At 71.7% G+C, this 5,941-nt stretch carries 3 protein-coding genes; 1 reads left to right on the forward strand and 2 read right to left on the reverse strand.

Translation table 11 applies throughout. The annotated features are described in order from the left end of the window. Nucleotides 1–61 precede the first annotated feature (61 nt). Both serB and ACFQ7Q_RS37335 read right to left on the reverse strand, forming a co-directional pair. A complete protein-coding gene (gene serB / locus ACFQ7Q_RS37330; protein ID WP_383563472.1) occupies nt 62–1,279 on the reverse strand; it encodes a phosphoserine phosphatase SerB in 1,218 nt (405 codons plus the stop codon). A 162-nt stretch (nt 1,280–1,441) separates the two neighbouring features. Next, a complete protein-coding gene (locus ACFQ7Q_RS37335; protein ID WP_383563476.1) occupies nt 1,442–3,115 on the reverse strand; it encodes a streptophobe family protein in 1,674 nt (557 codons plus the stop codon). A 212-nt stretch (nt 3,116–3,327) separates the two neighbouring features. On the opposite strand from ACFQ7Q_RS37335, the gene ACFQ7Q_RS37340 reads away from it, so the two are divergent. Beyond that, nucleotides 3,328–5,892: an FHA domain-containing protein gene (locus tag ACFQ7Q_RS37340; RefSeq protein WP_383563479.1), complete on the forward strand. Its 2,565-nt coding sequence runs from the start codon at nt 3,328–3,330 to the stop codon at nt 5,890–5,892. Nucleotides 5,893–5,941 lie beyond the last annotated feature (49 nt).

Raw genomic sequence — 5,941 nt, forward strand, 5'->3', positions numbered from 1 at the left:
GGCCACCGTGGGTGGCCGGGCCCTTTCGCCGTACGCGGCGGGGCGGTGCGGGACGCGGACGTCAGTGCAGCAGATCCTCCTCGTCGCCGTCCGCCGCCTCGACCTCCTCGCGGGTGATTCCCAGCAGATAGAGGACCGTGTCGAGGAAGGGCACGTTCACGGCGGTGTGGGCGGCCTGGCGTACCACGGGCTTGGCGTTGAAGGCCACACCGAGGCCGGCCGTGTTCAGCATGTCCAGGTCGTTGGCGCCGTCACCGATCGCCACGGTCTGGGAGAGCGGCACGCCCGCCTCCGTGGCGAACCGCCGCAGCAGCCGCGCCTTGCCCGCCCGGTCCACGATCTCGCCGGTGACCCGCCCGGTCAGCTTGCCGTCCACGATCTCCAGGGTGTTGGCCGAGGCGAAGTCGAGCCCCAGCCTCTCCTTGAGATCGTCCGTGACCTGGGTGAATCCGCCCGAGACCACGCCGACCTGGTAGCCGAGCCGCTTGAGCGTACGGATGAGGGTGCGGGCGCCGGGGGTGAGCCGTACCTCGGCCCGGACCTTGTCCACCACCGAGGCGTCGAGCCCGGCCAGCAGCTCCACGCGCGCGTGGAGGGACTGCTCGAAGTCCAGCTCGCCGCGCATCGCCGCGGCCGTGACCTCGGCGACCTTGTCCTCGCAGCCCGCGTGCGCCGCGAAGAGCTCGATGACCTCGTCCTGGATCAGCGTGGAGTCGACATCCATGACGACCAGCCGCTGCGCACGGCGGTGCAGCCCCGCGGAGACGACGGCCACGTCCACACCGATGTCGTGGGCCTGGGTGGCCAGCGCGGTCCGCAGCGGCTCGGTCTCGCAACCCGATACGGCGAACTCGACCGCCGTCACGGGGTACTTCGCGAGGCGGAAGATACGGTCGATGTTGCCGCCCTTATCGGCGATCCTGGCCGTTATGGCGGCGGTCTGCTCGGCGGTCAGCGGGTGCCCGAGGACGGTGACGTGCGAACGGCCACTGCCGCGCGGCCGGTTGTCGCCGGTGCCGGAGATGATCTCGGCCTGGAGCTTCAGCGACTCGGCCCAGCTGTGGATGGTCGCGCGCAGTTCGCCCTGGGAGGCGACGGTCGGCTCGGTGACGAGCGCGCACAGGACGAGGCGGCCGCGGGACACGACCTGCTCGATGTCCACGACGTCGACGGAGTAGGCGGCGAGGGTGTCGAAGAGCCCGGCGGTGATCCCGGGACGGTCCTTCCCGAAGATCTTGACGAGAAGGGTGGGAACGTCTGAGGTCTGCGATGCGCTCATGGTGGTTCCACCGTATCGGGCACTGGGTGCCACCAGTCCCCCCGTCCCGCGTACCGGACACCCGGCTGGTCGCACCCTTGTCACCGTAGCCCTCGGAAGGGAGGCGGGCGCGGCCAGTCACGACGACCCGCGCCCGGAGCCGCCGGGAGTGGGCGCGGCCAGTCACGACCACTCGCGCCCGGAGCCGCCGGGGTGCGGGCCGGCCGGACCGGACGGGCCAGGCGGACCGGGTCGCGGCCCGGGCGGCCGGGCCGGCGGGGGTGGTGGAGGCGGCGGTGGCGGGGGAGGCGCCCAGAGGCCGGGATGGCCCGCCTGTGTCGGAGCGCTGTGCAGCCCACCCCCCTCCCCGCTCCCGTGCGGACGCGTCCCCGCACCCGACGGGCGGTACGGCGGCCCCGGCGCCCGCGCCCCGGTCGGGGCCGGGGCCGCCGTCGGATCCCCGTACGTACGCACCCGGCCACCCGCCACCCCCACGGCGCAGGCGAGCAGCGCCCCCAGGCCGCCCGCACCCGCTCCCCACACCGCCCCCAGCAGCAGCGCCGCCCGAACGTCCCCGTGCAGCTCGATCCCCGCGTCGAAGGCGTCGATCCCGAGCACCGCGAGCGACGCGTCCACCGACACCCCGCTCAGCACCACCGACAACGGCAGCGCGAGAGCGGTCGCCACGCCCAGCCGCACCCCGCACCGCCGGGCGAAGGCGACCGCGCCCAGCCCCGCCCGTGGCGTACGGGCCGCGGCAAGCACCCCCGCGGCGAGCATCGTCACGGCCGCGGCGACCGCGAGCAGCCAGACCCCCTCGTCGAGCTCCGCGAGCCGGCCCACCGTCACCGGTCGCTCCGCCGAACCCCGTACGAGCGCGCCCAGCGGATCCGGCAGCACCTCCGCCAACGACCCGCGCGCCGACCCTCGCCAGGGCACGAAGAGCCCGAGCGGCACCCCGAGCCCCACCCCGTTCGGCGCGCCCAGCAGCGCGGCCCCGACCACCCGGCGCGGATGCTCGTCGCCGAGCGCCGCGTACCCCGCCGCCGCGTATCCGGCGACCACCGCCACCAGGAACACCGTCACCAGCGCCGAGGCCGCAGGCCGGGCCGCGCGTCGCACCGCGTCCCCGACCCGCCCCGGCGGCAGCGGCGCCCGCCGCGCGGCGAGCAGCGCGATCAGGACGACCCCGAGGACCCAGAACAGCGCGCCCGCCAGCGACTCGACGGCGTTCACCGAGAACCCCACCGACGCCTCCGCCTCCACCAGGTCCCCGACCCTGTCCGGCAGCAGCCCTCCGACGTCCCCGATGCCACCGACGTCGATGTCCCCGATCCCGCCCGCCCCCGGGATCTCTTCGACGCCCCACGCGCCCCCGTCGATGGTCACCACGTCGTTCCCGGCCCACGCCAGACCGGCCACGACCGCGAGGAACAGCGTCACCAGGACCAGGACCCGGGCGGCGAGTTCCGTCCCCGAGACGTACGGCCCGGCACGGCGCAGCGAGCGCAGGAAGAAGTACGCGAGGAAGACCGCTCCCGTCAGGGAGACCCCCAATGGCGTGAAGTCGACGACGGTCTCCACCGCCGCTCCCTCCAGACCGAACGCCGACACGTCGCCCGACGGCGTCACCGACCCGCCCACACCGAGGACGACCACGGCGGCCGTCATCGGCCCGAGCCCTCCGGTCGCGTCAGCGCCCAGCAGATGCAGCCCGAGCGCCGCGGCGCCCGCCATCCCCACCAGTGCCCAGCTCACCGCGGCGATCGAGGCCAGAATCACATCGATCGCGCCCGCCCGCCCGCCATCGCCGCCCGCATCCATCAGAACCCCCCGGTTCGTGGCGAGTTGCCCCATTGATGCATGATCCGTATGCACTCATGGGCGCTTACCACTCTCCGGGGTGATTTCTCCTCGCGTCAACGGCCCGTGCGGGGGCGGTCGAAGCACGCCTCTGCGGGGTCTTCACACTGCCCGACTTTCGGAGTAAGGGCAGGGCCTGAAATAGTTCCCCCCGATGTTCGCCATCCCTAGACTCCCTGCGACGGGGGTACATCGGGGGACAAGTAGTGGGGCATGGAGTGCCAGAACTCGTACTGGAATTGAACGGAAGGACCTGGACTCTCGATCCGTCCAGGTCGTACACCCTGGGACGTGATCCGCAGGGCGACCTGGTGATCGACGACGCCAGGGTCTCGTGGCGCCACGCCACCATCAGCTGGGGCGGCCGGAGTTGGGTCATCGAAGACCACGGCTCGACCAACGGCACCTTCGTGCAGGGGCAGCGGATCCACCAGATGGAGATCGGCCCCGGCTCCGCGGTACACCTCGGCAATGCGACCGACGGCCCGCGGCTGAACCTCGCCGGCGGAGCCCCGGCCCAGCAACAGGCAGCGGCCCAGGCGCCGCACGCGGCGCAGGCGGCTCATGGCGCCCCGAACGCCCAGCAGGCCGCCGCACAGGCCGACTGGGCCACGCACCAGGCCCCGCCGCCGCAGCAGCAGAGCTGGCAGCAGCAGGGACAGGGACAGCAGTTCCCGCAGCAGGGCGGCCCCGTCGAGCAGTTGGCGCAGAAGGTGCCCGGCCAGGGCGGCGGAGCCGCGGGGGCGCCGCCGGTCTACGGGGACCGCAGCCCCACCACGTTCCACCAGCTGGCCCTCGGCCACGTGATGCGCATCGGTCGTGCGCTCGAGAACGAGCTGGTCGTCTCCGACCTCCAGGTCTCGCGCCACCACGCCGAGTTCCACGCCACGCCCGACGGCCGCTTCGAGATCCGCGACCTCGGATCCCACAACGGCACGTACGTCAACGGTCAGCCGATCGCCAAGGGCGGCTCCGTCCTCATCGGCCCCAACGACATCGTCGGTGTCGGTCACTCGACCTTCCGGATGGTCGGCGGCCAGCTCGAGGAGTTCGTCGACACCGGTGAGGTCTCCTTCTCGGCCCGCCATCTGACGGTCACCGTCGACGGCGGCAAGCAGATCCTCAAGGACGTCTCCTTCGGCGTCCCCGAGAAGTCGCTGATCGGTGTCATCGGCCCGTCCGGCTCCGGCAAGTCCACCCTGCTCAAGGCGCTCACCGGATACCGCCCGGCCAACGAGGGCGATGTCCTCTACGACAACCGGAGCCTCTACAAGCAGTTCGCCGAGCTGCGCCAGCGCATCGGTCTGGTCCCGCAGGACGACATCCTGCACAAGGAGCTGACCGTCAAGAAGGCCCTCAAGTACGCGGCCAAGCTCCGCTTCCCCGGCGACACCGCCGAGGCCGAGCGCGAGGCCCGTATCGACGAGGTGCTGCGCGAGCTCAAGCTCGACATCCACAAGGAGAAGAAGGTCACCTCCCTCTCCGGTGGCCAGCGCAAGCGCGTCTCCGTCGCGCTGGAGCTCCTGACCAAGCCGTCGCTGATCTTCCTGGACGAGCCGACCTCCGGCCTCGACCCGGGCATGGACCGCGACGTCATGCAGCTGCTCCGCGGTCTCGCCGACGACGGCCGCACCGTCCTCGTCGTCACCCACTCGGTGGCCGAGCTGGGCCTGTGCGACAAGCTCCTCGTCATGGCGCCCGGCGGCTCCGTGGCCTACTTCGGTCCGCCGGAGGAGGCGCTGAACTTCTTCGGCTACAGCACCTGGGCCGATGTCTTCTCCGCCTTCGAGAACTACCGCGACTACGACTGGGCGGGCCGCTGGAAGGGCTCCCAGCACTACCAGATGTACGCCGCGGACATCGACGCCGTCGCCGCGCAGCCGGTCCAGATGCCGCAGCAGGCCATGGCCAGGCAGCCCAAGCCGCAGGGCTGGGGCTCCCAGCTGTGGACCCTGATCCGCCGCTACTCCTCGGTGATCGCCTCGGACAAGGGCTTCATCGGTCTGATGGTGATCCTGCCGGCCGTCCTCGGCCTGGTCTCGGTCGTCATCCCGGCCGACTTCGGCCTCGCGCCGCCGACGCCGCCGTCCCGCTTCAACGGCGACGCCGGCACCATCATGCTGATCCTCGCGGTCGGCATGTGCTTCTCTGGCGCCGCCAACTCCGTACGAGAGCTGATCAAGGAGCGGGTCATCTACGAACGGGAGCGGGCCACCGGCCTGTCCCGCTCGGCGTACCTGATGTCCAAGGTCATCGTCCTCGGCGTGATCACCGCCATCCAGGGCGTGATCATCTGCGGTATCGGCTTCGCCACCCGTGAGCTGCCGGCCGAGGGTCTGGTGCTCCCGCCGGCCGTCGAGCTCTGCGTCACGATCATCGCGCTCGGCTTCACCTCGATGATGTTCGGCCTGGTCATCTCCTCGCTGGTGAAGACCGCCGAGAAGACGATGCCGCTGCTCGTCATGTTCGCGATCGTCCAGGTCGTGTTCACCGGCATCCTCTTCCAGGTGTACGGATCGCCCGGCCTGGAGCAGTTCGCCTGGCTGATGCCCTCGCGCTGGGCCATCGCCGCCGCGGGCTCGACCCTCGACCTGGCGCACCTCATGCCGCCGTGGGACCACAAGGACCCGACCAACCTGGACCCGCTGTGGGACCACACCGTCGGCCAGTGGGGCTTCAACCTCACGATCCTGCTGCTCATCGGCATCGTCTGCGGCTTCGCGGTGGCGCGCCTGCTGCGCCGCCACGAGCCCGAGGTCATGCGCAAGTAGCACCGGTCCGCGACGAACGCCGAAGGGCGGCACCCCTTGCACGGGGTGC

Source organism: Streptomyces sp. NPDC056527 (assembly GCF_042794475.1).
GTDB lineage: Bacteria > Actinomycetota > Actinomycetes > Streptomycetales > Streptomycetaceae > Streptomyces.

What these genes read in the sequence shown, in the direction of transcription:
- serB (WP_383563472.1), bottom strand. Translation starts at nt 1,279, where the DNA reads ATGAGCGCATCGCAGACCTCAGACGTTCCCACCCTTCTCGTCAAGATC.
- ACFQ7Q_RS37335 (WP_383563476.1), bottom strand. Translation starts at nt 3,115, where the DNA reads ATGGGGCAACTCGCCACGAACCGGGGGGTTCTGATGGATGCGGGCGGC.